The organism is Alcanivorax sp. 24 (genome assembly GCF_004360225.1).
Lineage (GTDB): Bacteria > Pseudomonadota > Gammaproteobacteria > Pseudomonadales > Alcanivoracaceae > Alloalcanivorax > Alloalcanivorax xiamenensis.
Window position 1 is genome coordinate 278,737 of record NZ_SNUA01000001.1, and the last position, 18,735, is coordinate 297,471.

Below are 18,735 nucleotides of genomic sequence, written 5' to 3' on the forward strand. Positions count from 1 at the left end.
TCTCGTTAGCATCGTCCCCATCATCAACAAAGGATGCCCACCCGACCTCGGGAGGCGTTGCTTTTCATTTCTTGCGCAACGCTGTTTTGGAGAACACCGAATGAAACTCGGGAACGCACTGGGGATCGGCCTGTTGGGGGCATTACCTTTGGTGGCGGGGGCCAACGGCCCGACGCTGTACGGCAAGATCAATGTCTCGCTGGAGAACGTGGACTTCGAGGGCGCCAGTCTGGCCGGCGCCGGCACCAACGACCAGTGGGAACTGAATTCCAACGCCTCGCGTCTCGGGATCAAAGGGGACTTCGACCTCGAAGTCGGCGGCCTCAAGGCGATCTATCTGGCGGAGTATGGCATCGACGTGGACGGCGACGATGACGACACCTTCAGCAAACGGAACATATACGGCGGCCTGGCCGGCGCCTTCGGTACCCTGCGCGCCGGCAACATCGACAGCCCGCTGAAAAGCATCGAGGGCAAGGTCGATCAGTTCAATGACCTGTACGGTGATATCGACCATTTCCTCGGTGGACAGACCCGTAATAGCAACAGCGTCCAGTATCTGAGCCCGGTGCTGCTGGGTGGCCTGTCGGTGCACGGCGCGTTCTCCCCGGGGGAACAGGAGGACACCGATGACGATGGCGATCCGGACGACGATCTCGCCGACGTGGTGTCCCTGGCCGTGGCCTGGGAACGCAAAGGGTTCTATGCCGCCCTCGCTTACGAAAAAGATCAGGCGGCGCGGCGGGCGGTGGACGGATTCCGCCGTGCCGACATTCTGCGCGCGGTGACCACCTATCGCTGGCAGGCGCTGGAGCTGGGCGCGCTTTATCAGCAGGCCAAAGATACCGCGCCGGGCAGCGATCTGGAGGATCGCGGCTACCTGATCAGCGCCGCCTGGCATGTGGATGAAAGGCTCACGCTGAAAGCCCAGGGCGGCGAAAACCGGGGTGACGAGACTGACGAAAAACTGACGCTCTGGGCCCTCGGTGCCGACTACAGCCTGGGACGCAATACCGTGGCTTATCTGTATCTGTCGAATCTGGAGCGGGATGAGGCCGGCACCGAGGACCGTGCCGTTGGCACTGGTCTGGCCTTTAAATTCTGACATTCATTAACGAACGGAACCGAGGAATACGCGACATGGCTCGGCCTGACACGCATCGCAACCCGGCGTCGGAAGAGGTGGATCTGGCCACACTGGTGACGTCGCTGATCAAGGATCTGCGCTTTGGCGCCGTGGAAATCATTGTCCACGAGGGCCGGATAGTGCAGGTGGAACGCAAGGAAAAGTACCGTTTCGACAAGCCGCGTTGAGCGGTTGAAACAACGCAATCCGGCTTGCGGCCGACCGGACCACCGGAGGTCTCCAACGCATTCGTGACACCCGATTTTTGTGGAGACTGCGTCGTGAAGTTCACTCGCTTTTTTACCGCGGCCGCGCTCGGCCTGGCTCTGTCCTCTCCGGCCCTGGCGGACCGGGAAATTCTCAACGTGTCCTACGACCCCACCCGGGAGTTGTACGAAGCGTTCAATAAAGAGTTTATCCATCACTGGAAGGAAGAAACCGGCGAAACGCTGGTGGTGCGCCAGTCCCACGGTGGCGCTGGCAAACAGACCCGCGCGGTCATCGATGGTCTGGAAGCGGACGTGGTGACCCTGGCGTTGGCCTACGACATTGACGCCATCGCCGAGAAGACCGGCAGGATTCCCGCCGACTGGCAGAAACGGTTGCCCAATAACAGCTCGCCTTATACGTCCACCATTGTGTTTCTGGTACGCAAGGGCAACCCGAAGGACCTCAAGGATTGGGACGACCTGGTGAAGCCAGGGGTCGAGGTGATCACGCCGAATCCGAAAACCTCCGGCGGCGCGCGCTGGAATTACCTGGCCGGTTGGGCCTACGCCAAGGAGAAGTACGGTTCCGAGGACGCCGCCAGGGACTTCGTCACTAAACTCTACCAGCAGGTCCCGGTGCTGGACTCCGGCGCCCGTGGCTCCACCACCACCTTTGTGCAGCGGGGGATTGGCGATGTGCTGCTGGCCTGGGAAAACGAAGCACTGTTGGCGATCAACGAACTGGGCAAGGGTGAGTTCGAGATCGTGGTGCCTTCGGTGTCCATTCTGGCCGAACCGCCGGTGACGGTGGTGGACAAGAACGCCGAAAAGCATGGCACCACCGACGTGGCCAAAGCCTATCTGGAGTACCTCTATACCCCGGTTGGCCAGAAGCTGGCGGCGGAACACTACTACCGCCCCGGCGATCCGGAAGTGGCTCGTGAGTACGCCGACGCCTTCCCCGACGTGAATCTGATCACCGTGGACAGCGCCTTTGGTGGCTGGCGGAAGGCGCAGGAAACGCACTTCAACGACGGTGGCGTATTCGATCACATTTACCAACCCCGGTGAGCGGATAACGTCATGTCACGAAACCGAGTCATACCCGGCTTCGGGTTGTCCTTGGGATACGCCACGCTCTACACCAGTCTGATCGTGTTCATCCCGTTGGCGGCGCTGGCCGCCAGCGGGATTTCCCTGGGCGCGGAAACGTTCTGGGCGGTGGTCAGTCATCCGCAGGCGGTGGCGAGTTACAAACTGAGTTTTGGCGCTTCCCTGGTGGCGGCGCTGATCAACCTGGTGTTCGGTCTGCTGGTGGCCTGGGTGCTGGTGCGTTACACCTTTCCGGGCAAACGCATCGCCGACGCCCTGGTGGACTTGCCGTTTGCCTTGCCCACGGCGGTGGCCGGCATTGCCCTGACCGCGCTGTATGGCCGCAACGGCTGGTTCGGCCAGTACCTGGAAGGCTGGTGGGGATTCAAAGTGGCCTATGCCCCCGCCGGCATCGTCGTGGCGCTGACCTTCATCGGCCTGCCGTTCGTGGTGCGCACGGTGCAGCCGGTACTCGAAGGGCTGGAGCGGGAGCTCGAAGAAGCCGCCGCCAGCCTCGGTGCCAACCGTTGGCGGACGTTCCGGCGGGTCCTGCTGCCGGCGTTGGTGCCGGCCTTGCTCACCGGGTTCGCGCTGTCCTTCGCCCGGGCCGTGGGAGAGTACGGCTCGGTGGTATTCATCAGCGGCAATATGCCGTACCGCACCGAAATCACCCCGCTGCTGATCTACAGCAAACTGGAGCAGTACGATTACGCCGGTGCTTCGGCGCTGGGTGTGACGATGCTGGTGTTCTCGTTCATTCTGCTGCTCGCCATCAACGCATTGCAGTACTGGAATCTGCGCCGGCAGGGGGGAGGTTGAAATGAGTGGTGCGGTGTCTTCCCTGTCCACGCCGGCCAACGCGGTGGTCACCCGTCGGGCGGTGACCGAGGCAGCCTGGTTGCGAATCTTGCTGACCGCCCTGGCGCTGGCGTTTCTTGGTGTGTTTCTGGTGGTGCCTCTGGTTCTGGTGTTCCAGGAGGCGTTCTCCAAAGGCTGGCAGGCGTATCTGGCGGCGTTGACCGAGCCGGACGCCTGGCACGCGGTGAAGCTGACGTTGATCGCCGCCGGCCTGGCGGTGCCGTTGAACGTGGTGTTCGGTCTCGCCGCCGCCTGGAGCCTGACCAGATTCCAGTTTCGCGGCAAGCAGGTGCTGATCACCCTGATCGATCTGCCGTTCGCGGTGTCGCCGGTGATCGCCGGTTTGATTTACGTGCTGGTGTTCGGTTCGCGGGGCTGGCTCGGCCCCTGGCTGGAAGAGCACAACCTGTCGATCATTTACGCGGTGCCGGGCATCGTGCTGGCCACGGTGTTCGTGACCTTTCCGTTCGTGGCCCGGGAGCTGATCCCGTTGATGCAGGAGCAGGGCGTCAGTCAGGAGGAAGCGGCGTTGACGCTTGGGGCCAGCGGTTGGCAAACGTTCCGCCGCGTTACCCTGCCGTCGATCAAGTGGGGGCTGCTGTACGGCATCATTCTGTGTAATGCCCGCGCCATGGGCGAATTCGGCGCGGTCAGCGTGGTGTCGGGGCATATCCGCGGCAAGACCAATACGCTGCCCCTGCATGTGGAGATTCTCTACAACGAGTACCAGTTCGCCGCTGCTTTCGCCGTGGCGTCGCTGTTGGCGTTGCTGGCGGTGGTCACTCTGGTGGCGAAATCCTTCCTTGAATTCAAGCATCAACGGGACCGCGAGCGTGCCACGCGCGCCGCCGCCCGTCAGGAGGCCTCATGAGTATTCAGGTCCGTGATTTGCGGAAAACCTTCGGACATTTCAAGGCGCTGGACGATGTCTCGCTGACCTTCAATAGTGGCGAGCTGGTGGCGCTGCTGGGGCCGTCCGGGTGCGGCAAGACCACCTTGCTGCGGATCATCGCAGGGCTTGAATACCCGGACAGCGGCGCGGTGCTGTTTTCCGGTGCGGACGCCACTTTCACCCATGTGCGTGAACGGGGCGTCGGCTTCGTATTTCAGCATTATGCGTTGTTCCGTCATATGACCGTGTTCGACAACGTCGCCTTCGGCCTGACCGTGCGCCCGCGCCGGCAAAGGCCTTCGCGGGGGGAGATCGCCGAACGCGTGCATCGGTTGCTGGAACTGGTGCAATTGGACTGGCTGGCGGACCGTTACCCGGATCAGTTATCCGGCGGGCAACGCCAGCGCATTGCCCTGGCCCGGGCGCTGGCGGTGGAGCCACGGGTGCTGTTACTTGACGAGCCGTTCGGGGCCCTGGATGCGCGTGTGCGCAAGGACCTGCGGGGCTGGTTACGGCGGTTGCACGATGAACTGCACGTGACCTCGATCTTCGTCACCCACGATCAGGAAGAGGCGATGGAAGTGGCGGACCGTATCGTGGTGATCAACCAGGGGCGGGTCGAGCAGGTGGGCACACCCCAGGAAATCTATAACGCGCCGGCGTCCCCGTTCGTATACGGCTTTATCGGTGATGCCAACCGGCTGTGCGGCCACGCCGCCGACGGCTGGGCGGAACTGGCCGGCCTGCGGGTGCCCGCTCCCGAGTTCGGTCAATCGGAACCGCGCCAGGTGACCGGCTATATCCGCCCCCACGACATCCAGTTGCAGGCCGGTGACCAGGGGGAAGGGGTGGCCGTACGGGTGGAAAGTGTGTCCCAGGTCGGCGCGGCGTTACGGGTCAGCGTACGGATACCGGACGGTGACACCTCGTTGCAGGTGGAATTGCCTCACAGTGGTGGTCGCTGGCCGTTTCAGGTTGGCGAGCCGGTAAAGGCACTGCCGCGTGCCGCGAGGGTGTTTGCGGGGTAACGCGTGAACTGAGCGCGAGCTGGCGCAATGCCTGCGCGCTCCATGGGCCATTGCTGTCCCGCCTTGCTCGGGCAGCAATGGCCGTTTAGCACTAAAAGACCTCGATTGGACGCTTTCCAGCGCCACCCGGGACCTGCCCTGGTCCAATGGCGGATTCAGTGCTCACTTCTTCCTCGATTCAGGGCATCGTCTTGCCATTGTCACTGATGCTAATGAAGATGAAGCCCGGACGACCGCCCATGGAGACCGTCTGCCGCAGGGGAGACCCGGGAGCCGGCGGCTGTTCATATGGATAGGTAAAACCAATCGCGGCTATTCCACCTATCCATTATGAATATCGTCTCGCCGGCGTTATGCTTCTCTCCGTCAAGTTGACAACCCTTCGAAAGGAGTAAGACATGTCTGTAATCAATACCGAAATCAAGCCGTTCAAAGCCCAGGCGTTCAAGGACGGTAAATTCATCGAAGTGACCGAAGCCGACCTGAAAGGCAAGTGGGGAGTGTTCTTCTTCTACCCGGCCGATTTCACCTTCGTTTGCCCCACCGAGCTGGGCGACGTGGCCGATCACTACGAAGAATTCCAGAAGATGGGCGTGGAAATCTACTCCGTCTCCACCGACACCCACTTCACCCACAAAGCATGGCACGACAGCTCCGAGACCATCGCCAAGATCAAGTACACCATGATCGGCGACCCGACCATGCAGATCAGCCGTAACTTCGAAGTACTGCGCGAAGACGAAGGCCTGGCCAACCGTGGCACCTTCATCGTCGACCCGGACGGCATCATTCAAGCCGTTGAAATCACCGCCGAAGGCATCGGCCGTGACGCCGAAGACCTGCTGCGCAAGGTAAAAGCCGCCCAGTACGTGCGTGCCCATCCTGGCGAAGTGTGCCCGGCCAAATGGAAAGAGGGCGAAGCCACCCTGGCTCCGTCCCTGGACCTGGTCGGCAAGATCTGATCCCGCCTTTGGCATGGATCAATCCCGGGCCCGAGGGCCCGGGGTTCAATCGACATTCTGTTAATCGTTCATGGAGACCGTCAGCATGCTGGACGCCAACCTGAAAACCCAATTGCAATCCTACATGGAGCGCATCACGCAACCGTTTGAAATGGTCGCGTCCCTGGATGATGGCGACAAATCCCGGGAGCTGTCGGCGCTGCTGCGCGAAATCGAGGCGATGTCCGACAAGATCACCCTGCGTGAAGACGGCGATGACGAGCGCCGGCCCTCATTCAGTCTGAACCGCGTTGGTGGTGATATCAGCCTGCGATTCGCCGGTATTCCCATGGGCCATGAATTCACCTCGCTGGTGCTGGCGCTGTTGCAAGTGGGTGGCCATCCGCCCAAGGTCAGCGACGAGGTGATCGAGCAAGTGCAAGCGCTGCAAGGCGACTTTCGCTTCGAAACCTATTTTTCCCTGTCCTGCCAGAACTGCCCGGACGTGGTCCAGGCGTTGAACCTGATGGCGGTACTGAACCCGCACATTAAACACGTGGCTATCGACGGCGCCTTGTTCCAGGACGAAGTCGACCAGCGCCAGGTGATGGCGGTGCCCAGTGTGTTCCTGAACGGCGAAGAATTCGGCCAGGGCCGTATGGGGCTGGAGGAAATCCTCGCCAAACTGGATACCGGCGCCGCCGAGCGTGATGCCGAGAAACTGAACGCCAAGGAGGCCTTCGATGTGCTGGTGGTAGGCGGTGGACCCGCCGGTGCCGCCAGCGCCATCTACGCCGCCCGTAAAGGTATCCGCACCGGTGTCGCCGCCGAGCGCTTTGGCGGCCAGGTGCTGGACACCATGGCCATCGAGAATTTCATTTCGGTGAAGGAGACCGAGGGGCCGAAACTGGCCACGGCGCTGGAGCAGCATGTCCGTGAGTACGACGTGGACATCATGAATCTGCAGCGCGCGGAGCAGCTGATTCCGGCGGACAGCGAAGGCGGCCTGCATGAAGTCCGTTTCGCCTCCGGTGCCAGCCTCAAAACGAAGACGCTGATTCTGGCCACTGGCGCCCGCTGGCGCGAAGTGAACGTGCCCGGAGAGAAAGAGTACCGGGGACGCGGCGTGGCCTACTGCCCGCACTGTGATGGCCCGCTGTTCAAAGGCAAGAGCGTGGCGGTGATCGGCGGCGGTAACTCCGGCGTGGAAGCGGCCATCGATCTGGCCGGCATCGTCGAGCATGTGACGCTGCTGGAATTCGACACCAAGTTGCGTGCCGACGCCGTGCTGCAGAAGAAACTGCACAGCCTGGCTAACGTCACCGTGCACGTGAATGCTCAGACCACCGAGATCACCGGTGACGGCGCCAAGGTGAACGGTCTGCTGTACAAGGACCGCGACAGTGGTGAAGAGCACCGCGTGGAGCTGGCTGGTGTGTTCGTGCAGATCGGTCTGGTGCCCAACACCGACTGGCTCAAGGGCACGGTGGAGTTGTCCCGCCACGGCGAGATCATCACCGACGCTCGCGGCGAGACGTCCATTCCCGGCATCTACGCCGCCGGTGACGTCACCACGGTGCCGTACAAGCAGATCGTCATCGCCATGGGCGAAGGGGCCAAGGCCGCGTTGAGCGCCTTCGACCATCTGATCCGCGCTTCGGTGAGTGACGCCGCCTGATCCTTGGCGGAATAAAAGCTGCCCCGCAATCGCGGGGCAGCCCCAGCCCTGTCCACACAACTGATATGCCCTATTCGCGGCCAAGGCCGCTTCCCACAGCGCTTAAGAGACTTCTGTGGGAAGCGGCCTTGGCCGCGAATGTAGTTGCCAATTCATCGTCCCTGGACCGCGATCCATCAGTACGCCTGGGAGACAGCGGAAGGAGTGATGCGCGGCACCGTCGGCATCGCAGGACGCTCCGCGGTCAGCCGCCGCAGATAACGGCGGCCCTCGTCCCAGTGGTGGTGACCGGAAGCCACGTTGATGTGCCCCACGCCTTCCAATAACTCGAAGTCACTGCCCCATTCCTCGGCGAAGTGCTCCGCCCGGGCGGCGCTGGCGGCACGGTCGTTGCTGGAACCAATCAGAACCGACCGGAACGGCAGCGGCTCCATGGGCGCCGGAGCAAAACCGCGCAATGCCGCCGGTGCGGTGTCCCGTTCCACATCCGCTGGCGCCACTAACAACGCCCCGGCCACTCGATGAGCCCATTGTTGGCCATGGCGGCGGGCCCAATGCGCGACAGTGACGCAGCCCAGACTGTGAGCGATCAGAATCACGCGGTCAGCAGTGCTGGTACTGACCAGATGGTGCAGGGCTTCGATCCAGTCTTCCCGGTCCGGCAATTGCCAGTCGCGCACGCGGGTGCGGCGGCTCGTGGGTAATCGGGCCTGCCAATGGCTTTGCCAATGGTCCTGACCGGAGCCATGCCAACCGGGGATGATCAGATGTTCGAGGGACATGGGTGGGTTCCTGCCGGAATGGATGTCCATACAGGGTATCGTTTTCTGAACAAATTAAAAGTAATAAATAATTGAATTAATATTCAAAATTGAAATATATGGGCGGGCCTGTCGAATGATCCACGTGTCCATGCCGGCGCCGCCATTCTGGGGTGAATTTCATTAATGTTTGCGAGCGAGTATCATTTGCGGCATTCCGCTAACCAGAGAACAGGGCGCCCGGCGTCCCGGACAGGAAGACCATGAGCACTGCAACTGCGTCTCGCGCACAACTGCTCTCCCGCATGGCCGCCGCCTTGCTGGGAGGGTATGGGTTCGCCTGGGGTTTCATCGCCCTGGGCGTGGCTACCGCCTTTGCCGCCGGTATGCCTTTCCATGACGCCGAGCACCTGTTCAGCCTGCTGGCATTTCTGCTGTACCTGGTGACCTTCTTGTGGAGCTTTGCCGCCCGTGATCCGCGCCGGGTATGGCTGGTTCTGGCTGGTGGCGGCGCCTTGATGGCGGCGCTGGCGTCCCTCATTCAACACGTGCTGGTGTGACCGGAAGGAGCCCTGCCATGTTTCAGAATTTCCGCCTCGCCATGGCCTGGGTCCATACCTGGTTCGGGCTGTTCCTGGGTTTTGTTCTCATGGTGGTGTTCTTCTTCGGGTCGCTGTCGGTGTTCGATCGGGAAATCGACCGCTGGGCGATCCCGGAGAGCCGCTTCGAGCCGCAGCCGATGCCGTCCTACGACGAGATCCTGAAACCGGTGTTCGAGGACATGCAGCCGTCCAAGGAAAGCGTCGATCAGATGCGCCCCCGCGTCGATGGGCCGATGCCGGAGCACTTCGACACGCCGGTGCGCTGGGGCGCCTACACCACGCACCGGGACCCGGTATTGGGGCTGTTCGCCGGCTACCGGGTGCCGAACGCCAAAAATCCGGATGAGCTGGTATGGGGGACCCGCACCATCGATCCGCGCACCGGCGACGCCCTGCCGGACGATCAATTGAAGATCGGCAGCCGCTTTTTCTATCCGCTGCACTACAGCCTCAATCTGCACTGGATGGATCTGGGTTACTGGATCGTCGGACTGGCGGCGCTGATCATGCTGGTGGCGCTGGTCACTGGTGTGGTGATGCACCGCAAGCTGTTTCGTGAGCTGTTCACCTTCCGGCCGAACAAAAGCAAGCAGCGCAGTATTCTCGATCTTCACAACCTGACCGGCGTGGTGGCGCTGCCGTTCCACTTCATGTTCGCGTTCACCGGATTGGTGATTTTCGCCGGTATCTATTTCCCGGTCACTCACACGCAACTGGAGCCGCTGCACGATCTACATGAAGTGGTCGAGTCCCAGGAAACCGGCTTGCCCCACGAGAGCGCCGGGGTGCCGGCACCCACCGCCTCGGTGGATGCCATGGTGGCGGAAGCGCAACGCCGCTGGGCGGCCAGGGACATGGCCGGCGATGTGGGCTTTCTGGCGTTACAGCACGTTGGTGATGCCAATGGCTACGTGAGCATTTACCGCGCTGGTACCGACCGCATTGCCCTCACCGGGGAAGGCATTCACTTCAAAGCCTCCACCGGAGAAGTGCTGCGCGAGGACCCGCCGCCGTCGGCGGTGGAACGGATTGATGAATTCCTTACCGGTCTGCACTTACAGCACTTCCGCCACTGGCTGCTGCGCTGGCTGTATGTGCTGGGCGGCCTGGCCGGCTGCGCCTGTATCGCTACCGGTTTTCTGTTCTTCGTGGAGAAACGCAAGCGCCAGCATGCCAAACGCGGCCAGATCGGCGCCCGGGTGGTGGACGCGATGGCGGTGACCACGGTCACTGGCATGCTGATCGCCACCCTGGGGATGCTGATCGCCAACCGGTTGTTGCCGACCAACCTGCCGGCCCGGGGAGACTGGGAGCAGTATTGCTTCTGGGGCATCTGGGTGCTGGCCATGGCGCACGCGTTCTGGCGTACCGCGCCGGTGGCCCGGGCCCGGCTGGCGCCGGCCTGGGGGGAACAATGTTGGGCCATCGCGGTGTTGGCGGTGGCCGCGGTGCTGCTCAACTGGGTCACCACCGGCGATCATTTGCTGAAAACGCTGAGTGTCGGCTACTGGCCCGTGGCGGGGGTGGACCTGTTCATGCTGGTCGGCGCGGTGGTGGCGATATTGGCCGCCCGGCGTCTGAAACGCCGTGCCCGGCCACAGCCGGCGGCCAGTGGGGAACTGTCCGGGGAGACCGCCCATGCCTGAGAACATCATGCTGTCAGTCGCACTGATACTCAGCGTCGCCGGCATGGGCTGGTTTGCCCTGGCGCTGGATACGCACTGGAAGCAGGTGTGCGGCAAACAGCCTCGTGGCCAGGCTTCCTCCCGAGTGCTGCGAGGACTGGGCGGTGCCGCGCTGTCGCTGTCGCTGATCCTGTGTCTGAAAGTGGATCACCCGACCATGGCGGCGCTGGTGTGGATCATGGCGTTGGCTGGTGCGGCCCTGATCGTGGCGTTCACCCTGTCCTGGCGTCCGCACTGGTTGGCGCTGCTGGCGGCGCGGCCGCCACGACGTTAATCGCGGCTCGTGCTGTCCTTAAATTCGCACGGCGTTCGCTGGCAAGCCAGCTTCCCACAGCGGCCCCGTAGCTCCGCCTGTAGGAAGCTGCCTAGGCCAGCAGTACCAGACCGGGTGCCCTAGCGTTTTACGCCGCTGGCGTTGAGATGGCTGCCGCCGTCCACCAGTAGCGCTTCACCGGTGCTCAGGTCGCCGCCGATGACCAGACCCAGTACCGCCTGCGCCACGGTTTCCGGTGACGCGGCGTCATTCAGCGCGGCGCCCCTTTTGGTTTGCTCCAACAACGCGTCATAGCGCTCCTGCCCCAGCCCCTGGGCCAGCCATTCCCCTTGCACGAAGCCCGGGCAGATGGCATTGACGCGCACCTGCGGGCCCATCACCCGGGCCAGGGATTTGGTCATGGTCAGCAACGCGCCCTTGGAGGCGGCGTAGGCGATGGAACTGCCGACGCCGGCTAGTCCGGCGATGGAGGCCATGTTCACCACATGGGCGACACCACTGTCGCGCAGTGCTTTTTCCGCTGCCCGCACCATCTGATACGGGCCGACGGTGTTGACCCGGTAAATGTTGAGGAAGTCGTCGGCGCTGAGACCGTCGAGGTTTTCATGAGCGCAGAACAGGGTGGTGCCGGCGTTGTTGACGAGAATGTTCAAACGACCGAACTGATCCAGCGTGGCCTGTACCAGCGCCTGGCAGTCTTCGTCGCGGCTGACGTCCGCCTGCACCACCAGGGCTTCCACGCCGAGGGCGCGGCAATCGTCGGCCACTTTCTGCGCCCCCGCTTCGTTACGGCTGTAGTTGATGACCACGTTGCAGCCGTATTCGGCGAACAGGCGGGCGGTGGCGGCGCCGATGCCGGAGGAGGAACCGGTGATCAGGGCGACGGCGTTTTTTATTTGCATGTGGAGCTCCCGAGTCAGGGCCGCCGGTGGCCCTGAAACAGGCTCACTCAGGCGGCGTCATGAAAAATCAGCCCCAGAGTATAGCGCTCACCCCGGCGAAGTTCGCTGACGCCGTGGCGCAGAGTGACCCGGTAATCCCCGTGCTGTCCGGCCACCGGTCTCTGGTTGACCGCGAACACCAGGGCGTCGCCCTGCCGAAGCGGTGGCACCATGGGCCGGGATTGGCGGCGCGGGCGCTGTTCGGTGAGCACGAACTCGCCGCCTTCGAACTGTTCCCCCGGCGCCGACAGCAGCACCGCCACCTGCAGTGGAAACCAGTTGTCGCCGTAGAGATCCTGATGCAGGCAGTTGTAATCACCGGGCCGGTAGCGTAGTAGCAGAGGCGTGGGGCGGCATTGGCCATGGTCATGGCATTGAGCCAGGTAAGCGCTGTGCTCCGCGGGAAAGCGCCGCTCCTTGCCCAGGCGGGCCTGCCAGCGATTGGCTATCGGCACTAGACGTGGATAGAGGTTCCGGCGCAAGGTGTCGACCAGCGTTGGCAGTGGATAGGCGAAGTACTGGTATTCGCCCCTGCCGAAGCCGTGCCGGGCCATCACCACCCGCGAGCGAAAACGATCCGATTCCGTGTAGAGCGCGGTCAGCCCGGCGCACTCGCTGGCGTCGAGCAGGCCGGCAATGACAGCATGGCCATTCTCATCGAGGTGCTGCTCCAGGGCCGGCCAATCCACCCGCTGCAGGCGAGGCCATGGTGGGGTGGATGGTGTCATCGACGGCGTCATGAACGGGCCTCTTGTGCACGGGTCTCTCGCTCCAGCAGCGCGCGTTTGCGTTCCACCCCCCAACGGTAGCCGGACAATCCGCCGTCGCTGCGCACCACCCGGTGGCAGGGGATCATCACCGCCAGCGGATTGCTGGCGCAGGCGCCGGCCACCGCGCGTACCGCCTTCGGTGAGCCGATGCGTTTGGCCAGATCCGCGTAGCTCAGGGTTTCTCCGGCCGGCACCCGGCGCAACGCCTGCCACACTTTTTGCTGGAAGGCGGTGCCGCGAATATCCAGCGGCAGATCCAGCGTTTGTTCCGGGTGCTCCATCAAGGCCGCCACCCGGGCTACCAGAGATTCGAACTGGTCGCCGCCGGGCCGCAGATCGGCCTTGGGAAAGCGATCCTGACATTCGCGCAGCAAGGCGTCGGCGTCGTCGCCGAGAGCGATGGCGCAAATGCCCTGGTCACTGCGTGCCACCAGCAGGACCCCGAGTGAGCACTGACCCACGGCCACCTCGATGCGTTCACCGCTGCCTCCATCGCGGAAACGGGCCGGTTCCATGCCCAGCAAGGCCCGAGCCTGGGCGTAGAAGCGGCCGCTGCTGTTGTAGCCGGCATCGAAGATGGCGTCGGTGATACGGCCATCCCGTTGCAGGCCCTCGCGCAACTGGCGTGCACGCAGGGCGCTGGCGTAGGCCTTGGGAGTGACCCCCAGGATCCGTTTGAACACCCGGTGAAAGTGATGGGGGCTGAGGTCGGCCCGTGCCGCCAGCTGATTCAGGGTCGGTGGTGTTTCCGCCTGTTCCATGTGCCGGCAGGCGTCGATAATCGCCGGCAGATGCGCCGGCGCCGTGCGGTCCGGGTGGCAGCGCGCGCAAGGGCGGAAGCCGGCTGCCTCGGCCTGCTCGCGGTGCTCGAAGAAACGCACGTTCTCCGGCCGCGCCCGCCGTGCCGCGCAGGACGGCAGGCAGTAGACCCCGGTGGTGATGACCGCGTAGTAGAAGTGGCCGTCGGCGTCGGCATCCCGTGCCACCAGGGCTTGCCAGCGCGGATCGGCGAGAGTGGCCTGGGCCTGTTGCTGTTTGCTTGCTGCTCTGTTCATGGTTGCCTCCTGGGAAACCGCATCGCCGGGTGTGCCGGCATGGACAGAGTCAGAGTAGGGTGGTGGGAGCGGCGTGACGCTCCGTTCCTTGCTTTCGAATTCGCCCATCCCGAGGCTGTCCCGTTCGCTGGCAAGCCAGCTTCCCACAGGGAGCTTCGAAGCCGTTGTGGGAAGCTGGCTTGCCAGCGAATATGGGCCGCGCTATCGAGCCGATTATGGCAGACCAGCCGTTGCCTTGACCGCTACAGAATCGGCAGGCCGAAAGCCTTTTTCAGATCCTCCAGCACTACTCCGGTTTCTTCCCGTGCCGCCTGGGTACCGGCCTTGAGGATACGCATCAACTCGCCTTTGTCGGCGATGAACCGTTCGCGGCGTTCGCGGATCGGCGCCAGCAGCTCCTGCAGACATTGTTCCAGAACTTTCTTTACCTGTCCGTCGCCCAGGCCGCCGCGCTGATAGTGTTCCTTGAGGCCGGCCACCAGGGCTTCGTCCGGGTGGAAGGCGTCCAGATAGGTGAACACCACGTTGCCTTCCACCTTGCCCGGGTCCTCGATGCGCAGATGGCCGGGGTCGGTGTACATCTTCTTCACCGCCTTGGAGATGTCCTTTTCGCTGGCGCCCAGCACCAGCGCGTTGCCCAGGGACTTGGACATCTTCGCCTTGCCGTCAACGCCGGGCAAACGGGACGCCTTGCCGACCAGCGCGCGGCACTCCACCAGTAATTCCTGGCCGGCCACGTTGTTGACCTTGCGGACCACTTCGTTGGTCTGCTCGATCATCGGCAACTGGTCATCCCCCACCGGCACCAGAGTCGCGCGGAAGGCGGTGATGTCGGCGGCCTGGCTGATCGGGTAGGTGAGGAAGCCGGCTGGGATGGAGGCGCCGAACTCCTTGCTGGCGATCTCCGCTTTCACCGTCGGGTTGCGTTCCAGCCGTGATACCGTCACCAGGTTGGCGTAGAACTGGGTCAGCTCGGCCAGCGCCGGCAGGCCGGATTGCAGGCACAGGGTGGTGCGCTGTGGGTCGATGCCCACCGCCAGATAGTCAGCCAGCACATTGAGAATGTTCTCGGCGACCTTGGCCGGATTATGGCCGTTGTCGGTGAGGCCCTGCATATCGGCGATCAGAATGGTTTGCGGGTATTTGTCCTGCAGTTCCACCCGGGCGCGCAGAGAGCCCACGTAATGGCCAAGGTGCAGCTGGCCGGTAGGGCGGTCGCCGGTGAGAATCTTGTCGGTCATCGGGGTTCCTTAATCTGTCGGTCAGGCGCTTTTACTCACCACCGCTTTGGTCACCGAGCCGGTGGCGATCAGCTTTTCGGTGCCGTCCGCGGCCTGGAAGAAGGCTTCGCCACGCATCGATGCCAGAGTGCGGCCGAGCCGGTCCACACGCGTGCGGATCACGATCCGCCCTTCGCCTCTGGCGCCACGCAGCAGGCTGGTATGGGTCTCGATGGACACCGCGTAACGGTCCTCCGGCAACACCGAGAGCAGGGCGAGAAAGCTGGCTACGTCGAAAAAGGCGTAGAGTATGCCGCCGTGCAGATCCCCGGTGGGGCCCAGAGTGAAGTCGTTCAGTTCCAGCGTGACCTCACTCTCGCCATCGGCGCCGCGCACCAGGGTCAGGCCACATGCGCGATGCAGGGGGCGGGCCAGGATAGTATCAATCAGAGTGTTTTTGTCCATGGTGACGGTGACCTCTCATCCAACATGGCGGCTCACTATGCCGTGCCGGAAGGAAACTGCAAGGGGGGAAGGCATCGCAGATACGTAACACACAGGCATGCAATTCGCTGCCAAGGCAGCTTCCCACAGCGGAACGACAAAGCCGCTGTGGGAAGCTGCCTTGGCAGCGAACCGTGATGCCCGAGGGCCAGGGAACTTGTCATGGCACGCCGGTTCCAAGCATACTCAGGCGCGACCGCGCTTCACTCGTGAGTCGTGTTTCTTTGCCGGTATGGATCCGCCATGGTACTTCGACGTTGTATGGCCTTGCTGCTGCTGTGCGTGACCAGCTTTCATGTGCTGGTGACGGACGTGGCCAGCCATGAGCGTGTCCCCGTGACGGACGGCTCTGAACGGGTCATGGCCCTGGACCAACCGGACCAGAATGCGGGTGTCGATCATCATGGTGGTGCCCAGCACTGCTGTCAGTGCCACGGTTTCATGGCTTCCCCCGCCGTCGAGCAGAGCGCCCGGGCGCCTTTGCCGGTACTGGTGGACAGCCGGGTACCGGCTTTGCCCGTGCCACTTCCCTCCTCGCCATACCGACCTCCCATCGTCTGATTTTCGATATCGCTTTTGTCCACGGGAAGCGCCGCCGGCGTTAAGCCGACGTTCTCCCGTGCCCATTGATCCGGGCCCGTGAACCGATTCCGGCGGGCTCTGATTCGGAGTCATGACGATGCCTATTCTTTCCGCAAGAGCCACGGGCGTGGCTTGCCTGGCTGTATTGCTGGCGGCGCCCGCCGCAGCGGACACCAGCACCTGGGCGCGTTGGGTCAGCCGCGAAATGGCGGACCTGCCGGCCAGCCGTGCCATCGAAGCGGGCCTGCAACGAGACCGGGCCGAAGCCCGTGCCCAGGCGCAACCTCTGTATAACCCTGAGTTGAATGTCGGCTATGAAAACAGTGCCGAAACCACCCGCACCGTCGGCCTTGGTCAAACCCTGGATTGGTCCGGCAAGGCGCGCAGCGGTGCCCGCCTCGGCGAGGCGCGGGCGCAACTGGCACAGATCCGTGCCGACAAGGCCCGGGCCCGGCTGTCGGTGGAGGTGCTCTCCGCCCTGGCCGCTTATGACGCCGCCCAGGCCCGTTTGCGTGGGGTACGCGAGCAGGAGCAGCGCCTTTCCGACTTGCTGGCCCTGGTGCGCAAGCGCGAGCGCGCCGGCGACCTGGGGCAAGTGGACGCGCAACTCTCCTATCTGGCACTGAGCCGTACGCAACAGGCGCTGGCCGATGCGGAGAGCGACGCCACAGCCACCACTACCCGCCTGCGCGCGGTGCTCGACAAAGCGGCGCCGGACTATCCCTTGCCCGCCGCCGACCGCTGGGCGCCAAGTGGGACGCTGGTGATGGACGCGGTCCGGGCGGAGCAAAGCTACGACCTGCGGCTGGCCCGTCTCCAGGTGATGGTCGCGGAGCGCCAGGCGGAACTGGCCCGCAAGCAACGCCGCACTGACCCCTCCTTCGGCGTCACCTTCGGCCGGGAAGGTGAGGACAATTTGTGGGGGTTGGATTTCAGTCTGCCGCTGCCGTTGTTCAACACCGGCAAGGCCGAGTATCAGGCGGCGCTGGCCGATGGTGACGCGCGGCGGGCACTGCTGGCCCAGCAACAACGGGCCATGAGCGCCGGGGTCGAGGGCGCTTTGAGCGACTACCAGCAACGCCGTGACCGCTGGCGGACCTGGCGCGATTTGTCCGGCAACCGTCTGGCGGATGCCGCGGATCTGCTGCACCGCACCTGGCAACTGGGGGAAATCACCACCCAGGACTATCTGCAGGGCCTGAATCAGCGCCAGGACGCCTTGCTGGCCGGCATCGCCCTGCGGGAGTCGATGCAAAAAGCGTGGCTGGAGTGGCTTTATCAAAGTGCGCAACTGGATAGCTGGATCGAGACATTGGCCGCCGGGAACAGGGGGCAGGGAGGACAATCATGAAAAATATGATCAGGAAAAAAAGAGCGGGACTGTGTCTGCTGTTGTTGGTTGCTCCGCTGGTCTGGGCGGATCAAGGTGAAGGCCATGATGATGGTGCCAGGGCCGGGCATGATCATGGCGCGGAAGCGTCCGTCGGCGGGGCGGAAGGGCATGATGGTGATCTGACGCTCACCGAGGCGCAGCGCCGCATGCTTGATCTGCGCGTGCTCACCCTGCGGCCCAATGCGGATGCTGACCGGGTACTGCGCTTGCCGGCGGAGATCACCAGCAATCTTTACCGCACCTGGGAAGTCCCGGTGCGCGTGAACTCCCAGGTGCTTTCACGCAGCGCCACGTTGGGACAACACCTGAAGAAGGGGGATCCCGTCGCCACCTTGTTCAGTGCCGAGATGGCGACCTTGCAGGCGGAGCTCGGGGTAGTGGCTGACGAATGGCGGCGGGTGCGTAGCCTCGGCCGGGCCACCGTGGGCAACCAGCGTTATCTGGATGTGCAGGGCCGTTATCAGGATCTGCGCGCGCGTGGGCGCGGCTACGGTCTCACCAGTGATGACCTCGCCGATATCGAAAAAGGAAAAGGCGAGGCCGGTGTCTATACCTTGCGGGCGCCGGATACCGGTCTGGTGCTGACCGACGCGTTCCAGCAGGGCCAGTGGCTGGCCGCCGGCAGTCCGTTGATCACTCTGGTGGACGAAAGCGAGCTGTGGGCGGAAGCGGCGTTGCCGCCGCAACCGGGACTCCGAGTCGACACCGGCACGCCGGCACGGGTGCGGGTGGGGGAAACCCTGGTGAACGGCGAAGTGATTTTGTCCGGTCACCGTCTTGATCCGGTGACCCGCACCCTGCAAGTCCGTATTCGTGTTCCCAATGAGGATCATCTGCTCCATCCGGGCATGTTCGCGGAAGTGGAATTGCTGCTGCCGCTGCCGGACAACGCTTTGTTGATCCCCGAGGAGGCGCTGACCCGGGGCGGTGATGGTGACTGGCAAGTGTTCGTGGAGGAAGCGCCGGGAGTCTACGAAGCCCGTGAGGTCTCGCCGGGACAGTCCCTGGACGGTGCCCGAGTGATTCAGGGCGTGCCGGCGGGCACACGCGTGGTCACGCGGGGTGCCTTCTTTCTCGCCAGTGAGCAGGCGAAGTCGGGCTTTGACGTGCACGCCCACTAACGG

General features: G+C 63.4%; 20 protein-coding genes. 14 read left to right on the top strand and 6 right to left on the bottom strand.

Features of this window, described 5'->3' with window-relative positions; genetic code table 11:
* Positions 1-100 precede the first annotated feature (100 nt).
* The 8 genes from E0L37_RS01255 (at position 101) to ahpF (ending at position 7,824) form a co-directional block, all read left to right on the top strand.
* Positions 101-1,105: a porin gene (locus E0L37_RS01255; RefSeq protein WP_133489998.1), complete on the top strand. Its 1,005-nt coding sequence runs from the start codon at positions 101-103 to the stop codon at positions 1,103-1,105.
* A gap of 35 nt (positions 1,106-1,140) precedes the next feature.
* A complete protein-coding gene (locus E0L37_RS01260; RefSeq protein ID WP_133489999.1) occupies positions 1,141-1,314 on the top strand; it encodes a DUF2292 domain-containing protein in 174 nt (57 codons plus the stop codon).
* A gap of 93 nt (positions 1,315-1,407) precedes the next feature.
* Positions 1,408-2,406, top strand: coding sequence for a sulfate ABC transporter substrate-binding protein (locus E0L37_RS01265; protein WP_133490000.1), 999 nt, complete (start codon positions 1,408-1,410; stop codon positions 2,404-2,406).
* 12 nt (positions 2,407-2,418) lie between these two features.
* Entirely contained in the window at positions 2,419-3,246 is an 828-nt protein-coding gene (cysT, locus tag E0L37_RS01270; protein WP_133490001.1) for a sulfate ABC transporter permease subunit CysT, read from the top strand.
* 1 nt (position 3,247) lies between these two features.
* On the top strand, positions 3,248-4,156 hold the full coding sequence (cysW, locus tag E0L37_RS01275; RefSeq protein ID WP_133490002.1) for a sulfate ABC transporter permease subunit CysW: 909 nt from the start codon (positions 3,248-3,250) through the stop codon (positions 4,154-4,156).
* Positions 4,153-5,205 carry a sulfate/molybdate ABC transporter ATP-binding protein gene (locus E0L37_RS01280; RefSeq protein WP_133490003.1) on the top strand — a complete coding sequence of 351 codons (1,053 nt, stop codon included), beginning with the start codon at positions 4,153-4,155 and terminating at the stop codon, positions 5,203-5,205. The genes cysW and E0L37_RS01280 overlap by 4 nt, the downstream gene beginning before the upstream one ends.
* A 398-nt stretch (positions 5,206-5,603) precedes the next feature.
* Complete coding sequence (gene ahpC / locus E0L37_RS01285; protein WP_022994839.1) at positions 5,604-6,167, top strand: alkyl hydroperoxide reductase subunit C; 564 nt, start codon at positions 5,604-5,606, stop codon at positions 6,165-6,167.
* 85 nt (positions 6,168-6,252) lie between these two features.
* Positions 6,253-7,824 (top strand): alkyl hydroperoxide reductase subunit F, encoded by a 1,572-nt coding sequence (gene ahpF, locus E0L37_RS01290; RefSeq protein WP_133490004.1) that lies wholly within the window; start codon positions 6,253-6,255, stop codon positions 7,822-7,824.
* Positions 7,825-8,000: 176 nt separating this feature from the next.
* Here ahpF and E0L37_RS01295 read toward each other — a convergent pair whose 3' ends face one another.
* Positions 8,001-8,606 (bottom strand): alpha/beta hydrolase, encoded by a 606-nt coding sequence (locus E0L37_RS01295; RefSeq protein WP_133490005.1) that lies wholly within the window; start codon positions 8,604-8,606, stop codon positions 8,001-8,003.
* Positions 8,607-8,848: 242 nt separating this feature from the next.
* Here E0L37_RS01295 and E0L37_RS01300 point away from each other — a divergent pair, with 242 nt between their 5' ends.
* Genes E0L37_RS01300 through E0L37_RS01310 form a run of 3 tightly spaced genes read left to right on the top strand, consistent with a single transcriptional unit; the run spans position 8,849 to position 11,146 of the window.
* Positions 8,849-9,145: an iron uptake protein gene (locus E0L37_RS01300; RefSeq protein ID WP_133490006.1), complete on the top strand. Its 297-nt coding sequence runs from the start codon at positions 8,849-8,851 to the stop codon at positions 9,143-9,145.
* Positions 9,146-9,162: 17 nt separating this feature from the next.
* Positions 9,163-10,833, top strand: coding sequence for a PepSY domain-containing protein (locus E0L37_RS01305; protein ID WP_133490007.1), 1,671 nt, complete (start codon positions 9,163-9,165; stop codon positions 10,831-10,833).
* Complete coding sequence (locus tag E0L37_RS01310) at positions 10,826-11,146, top strand: DUF3325 domain-containing protein (RefSeq protein ID WP_133490008.1); 321 nt, start codon at positions 10,826-10,828, stop codon at positions 11,144-11,146. The genes E0L37_RS01305 and E0L37_RS01310 overlap by 8 nt, the downstream gene beginning before the upstream one ends.
* Positions 11,147-11,265: 119 nt before the next feature.
* On the opposite strand, the gene E0L37_RS01315 is transcribed toward E0L37_RS01310, so the two are convergent.
* The 5 genes from E0L37_RS01315 to E0L37_RS01335 form a co-directional block, all read right to left on the bottom strand.
* Positions 11,266-12,048 (bottom strand): SDR family NAD(P)-dependent oxidoreductase, encoded by a 783-nt coding sequence (locus E0L37_RS01315; RefSeq protein ID WP_133490009.1) that lies wholly within the window; start codon positions 12,046-12,048, stop codon positions 11,266-11,268.
* 47 nt (positions 12,049-12,095) lie between these two features.
* On the bottom strand, positions 12,096-12,815 hold the full coding sequence (locus E0L37_RS01320) for a 2OG-Fe(II) oxygenase (RefSeq protein WP_205655560.1): 720 nt from the start codon (positions 12,813-12,815) through the stop codon (positions 12,096-12,098).
* 8 nt (positions 12,816-12,823) lie between these two features.
* On the bottom strand, positions 12,824-13,912 hold the full coding sequence (gene ada, locus E0L37_RS01325; RefSeq protein WP_133490011.1) for a bifunctional DNA-binding transcriptional regulator/O6-methylguanine-DNA methyltransferase Ada: 1,089 nt from the start codon (positions 13,910-13,912) through the stop codon (positions 12,824-12,826).
* A gap of 242 nt (positions 13,913-14,154) precedes the next feature.
* Positions 14,155-15,153 (bottom strand): tryptophan--tRNA ligase, encoded by a 999-nt coding sequence (trpS, locus tag E0L37_RS01330; RefSeq protein ID WP_133490012.1) that lies wholly within the window; start codon positions 15,151-15,153, stop codon positions 14,155-14,157.
* Positions 15,154-15,174: 21 nt separating this feature from the next.
* Positions 15,175-15,597: a PaaI family thioesterase gene (locus tag E0L37_RS01335; protein WP_133490013.1), complete on the bottom strand. Its 423-nt coding sequence runs from the start codon at positions 15,595-15,597 to the stop codon at positions 15,175-15,177.
* A gap of 282 nt (positions 15,598-15,879) precedes the next feature.
* Between E0L37_RS01335 and E0L37_RS01340 the strand changes: the two genes are divergently transcribed.
* From E0L37_RS01340 to E0L37_RS01350, 3 genes are all read left to right on the top strand, one after another.
* Positions 15,880-16,197 (top strand): hypothetical protein, encoded by a 318-nt coding sequence (locus tag E0L37_RS01340; RefSeq protein WP_133490014.1) that lies wholly within the window; start codon positions 15,880-15,882, stop codon positions 16,195-16,197.
* Positions 16,198-16,315: 118 nt separating this feature from the next.
* Complete coding sequence (locus E0L37_RS01345) at positions 16,316-17,569, top strand: TolC family protein (RefSeq protein WP_133490015.1); 1,254 nt, start codon at positions 16,316-16,318, stop codon at positions 17,567-17,569.
* Positions 17,566-18,732 carry an efflux RND transporter periplasmic adaptor subunit gene (locus tag E0L37_RS01350; RefSeq protein WP_133490016.1) on the top strand — a complete coding sequence of 389 codons (1,167 nt, stop codon included), beginning with the start codon at positions 17,566-17,568 and terminating at the stop codon, positions 18,730-18,732. Before E0L37_RS01345 ends, E0L37_RS01350 begins: the two co-directional genes overlap by 4 nt.
* Positions 18,733-18,735: the final 3 nt, after the last annotated feature.

Bases quoted from the DNA above. Each gene is read 5' to 3' on its own strand.
- E0L37_RS01345 (WP_133490015.1), top strand. From the start codon at position 16,316: ATGCCTATTCTTTCCGCAAGAGCCACGGGCGTGGCTTGCCTGGCTGTA.
- E0L37_RS01350 (WP_133490016.1), top strand. From the start codon at position 17,566: ATGAAAAATATGATCAGGAAAAAAAGAGCGGGACTGTGTCTGCTGTTG.
- cysW (WP_133490002.1), top strand. From the start codon at position 3,248: ATGAGTGGTGCGGTGTCTTCCCTGTCCACGCCGGCCAACGCGGTGGTC.
- E0L37_RS01300 (WP_133490006.1), top strand. From the start codon at position 8,849: ATGAGCACTGCAACTGCGTCTCGCGCACAACTGCTCTCCCGCATGGCC.
- trpS (WP_133490012.1), bottom strand. From the start codon at position 15,153: ATGACCGACAAGATTCTCACCGGCGACCGCCCTACCGGCCAGCTGCAC.
- E0L37_RS01305 (WP_133490007.1), top strand. From the start codon at position 9,163: ATGTTTCAGAATTTCCGCCTCGCCATGGCCTGGGTCCATACCTGGTTC.
- E0L37_RS01280 (WP_133490003.1), top strand. From the start codon at position 4,153: ATGAGTATTCAGGTCCGTGATTTGCGGAAAACCTTCGGACATTTCAAG.
- cysT (WP_133490001.1), top strand. From the start codon at position 2,419: ATGTCACGAAACCGAGTCATACCCGGCTTCGGGTTGTCCTTGGGATAC.
- ahpC (WP_022994839.1), top strand. From the start codon at position 5,604: ATGTCTGTAATCAATACCGAAATCAAGCCGTTCAAAGCCCAGGCGTTC.
- ahpF (WP_133490004.1), top strand. From the start codon at position 6,253: ATGCTGGACGCCAACCTGAAAACCCAATTGCAATCCTACATGGAGCGC.
- E0L37_RS01315 (WP_133490009.1), bottom strand. From the start codon at position 12,048: ATGCAAATAAAAAACGCCGTCGCCCTGATCACCGGTTCCTCCTCCGGC.
- E0L37_RS01335 (WP_133490013.1), bottom strand. From the start codon at position 15,597: ATGGACAAAAACACTCTGATTGATACTATCCTGGCCCGCCCCCTGCAT.
- E0L37_RS01255 (WP_133489998.1), top strand. From the start codon at position 101: ATGAAACTCGGGAACGCACTGGGGATCGGCCTGTTGGGGGCATTACCT.
- E0L37_RS01320 (WP_205655560.1), bottom strand. From the start codon at position 12,815: ATGACACCATCCACCCCACCATGGCCTCGCCTGCAGCGGGTGGATTGG.
- E0L37_RS01260 (WP_133489999.1), top strand. From the start codon at position 1,141: ATGGCTCGGCCTGACACGCATCGCAACCCGGCGTCGGAAGAGGTGGAT.
- ada (WP_133490011.1), bottom strand. From the start codon at position 13,912: ATGAACAGAGCAGCAAGCAAACAGCAACAGGCCCAGGCCACTCTCGCC.
- E0L37_RS01310 (WP_133490008.1), top strand. From the start codon at position 10,826: ATGCCTGAGAACATCATGCTGTCAGTCGCACTGATACTCAGCGTCGCC.
- E0L37_RS01295 (WP_133490005.1), bottom strand. From the start codon at position 8,606: ATGTCCCTCGAACATCTGATCATCCCCGGTTGGCATGGCTCCGGTCAG.
- E0L37_RS01340 (WP_133490014.1), top strand. From the start codon at position 15,880: ATGGTACTTCGACGTTGTATGGCCTTGCTGCTGCTGTGCGTGACCAGC.